1 protein-coding gene is annotated in these 1,942 nt (G+C 70.5%); it reads left to right on the top strand.

Annotated features, from left to right (window positions below; translation table 11 throughout):
- Positions 1–613 precede the first annotated feature (613 nt).
- On the top strand, positions 614–1,366 hold the full coding sequence (locus E1218_RS35595; protein ID WP_202866379.1) for a FadR/GntR family transcriptional regulator: 753 nt from the start codon (positions 614–616) through the stop codon (positions 1,364–1,366).
- Positions 1,367–1,942: the final 576 nt, after the last annotated feature.

The raw sequence follows: 1,942 nt of genomic DNA, 5'->3' as shown, positions 1-1,942 counted from the left end.
CGCCGGCTGAACACCGGAGTCCGCCGTCGCGTGAACACCGGACCGGAGGCGGCCCCGGCCCACCGGGGTGATTCAGCAACCCGGCCGATCCGCTCCCGACCCAGTTTCCCGATCCGAGCCACCCCAGCCGCCACCAACCGCCCCGGCCCGGCAAGAACACCGACAACGCCGTGCCCGAGCGCAGGATCCCGCGGGTGGCCAGCCTGCGGGTCAGGACCAGGACCCCGGCCACCGGCCGGGCCGGTTGTCGGCCGGCTCACCACCTCCGGTGCAGCCACGGCGTTCGCCTGCCCCGGCGCTTCCGGACCGCCCTCCGCGTGACCCCGGGGCTCCGGCCCGGCGGCCGTTCGTTCACTGAGTGCCGAACCGGGAGCGGCCGTCGCCGGGCCAGTGGATTGTGGAGCGGGGGCGGCCGCGGTCAGGCGTCGCCTCGGTGTGCGGTTCCCCCGGCTGTCCGGAGCTGAGGCGGTCGACATGACGCCCTCCTGGAGTGGATGAATACAGACTTCCGGGGGTCGATTGTTAGTTGTCTGTTGTCTGTTGTCAAGGGTTTGTTGACAGCCAGCGGATGGGACACAATCCAGTACGACCACCCATCAGTCCTGGAGGAAGAGTGGCCACAGAGATCGGACAGGCAACCGTGCGGCTGGCCCCCGCGGCGGCAGCGCAACGCCCGGCCCGACTGGCCGACCTGGTGGTCGAGTCGATCGTCGACGGCGTCGTCTCCGGGTCGATCGCGCCCGGCTCGGCGCTGCCCCCCGAGTCCGCGCTGTCCGAGCAGTTCCAGGTCAGCCGGATCACCGTCCGCGAGGCCGTGAAACTGCTCGAGGCCAAGGGTCTGGTCGAGGTACGTCGCGGAGTCGGCGCTGTGGTCAAGGACGACTCCAGCTGGAACCTGCTCGACTCGGCCGTGCTCGCCGCCGCGGTCAAGCACGACGCGAACCTGACGATCCTCGACGAACTGGTCGGCGTACGCATCGCCCTCGAGTCCAGCCTGGCGGCTCAGGCCGCGGAGCACGCCACCGACGAGGACCGGTCGGAGATCGAGCAGATCTTCCGCCGGCTCGAGGCGGACACCGCCCGCCCGGAGGTGTTCATCCAGACCGACGTGGAGTTCCACGACCGGATCATGGCGGCGTCCGGCAACCGGCTCGCCCGCTCGATCGTGAGCACCGTCCACAGTCAGGCACGCACCAGCATGCGCTACCAGGGCCACCCCAGCGTCGAAGACGTCAGCATCACCAACTCAGAACACCGCATCATCCTCGAACGCATCCTCGACCACGACGGCCCCGGCGCCGCCCAAGCCATGACCAACCACATCCGCTCAGCCTGGAACCGCCGCCGCCCCGCGTCACCCCGGTAACCCGCAACCAGCGCGGCGACGCGCCAGGTGAGGTGTCGCCTCACCCAGGCACGCGCCAACCGCAGCCACCGCAGCGGGGCGCCGAGCAGGGTTGCCGTCCCCGCACAGCGCGGTAGCCAGCCAGACAGCAGTCCCATCTCACCCACACGACGCGTACGCCGCGCCGGGGAGGCACGAGCCGCACCCGTCACGGCCTTGGTCCAGCGCGCCGGTCGACGGATCGCCCCCTCGAATCCCGCGACGCATCGACTGCGCGCGCTGGCAACCGCCGTCCTCGCGCGCCGGTCAGCGGGCGGATCCCACCTGCATACCGGTTGGTCCGCCATGTGGTGAGCCGCAGCCGCTGCAGCCACCGCAACCACCGCAGCCACCGCAGCCACCGCAGCCACCGCAGCCACGATGCACGGCGGCACGGGGTCTCGGCGGGTGAGATCAGTGTTGACCGAGGGATGGGGTGCTTCTAGGTTGCTCCACACTGATGTCAGACAACAGATGACATAGGAGTGAGCATGACCCGACATCGCCCGCCCCGGGTGATCGCCACCGCCTCCGCACTCGCGATGGGCATCGCCGCAC

Source organism: Kribbella turkmenica, assembly GCF_004348725.1.
GTDB classification, from domain to species: Bacteria; Actinomycetota; Actinomycetes; order Propionibacteriales; family Kribbellaceae; genus Kribbella; species Kribbella turkmenica.
The sequence above is the reverse complement of the archived record's forward strand: the minus strand, read 5'-3'. Positions and strand labels throughout refer to the sequence as shown.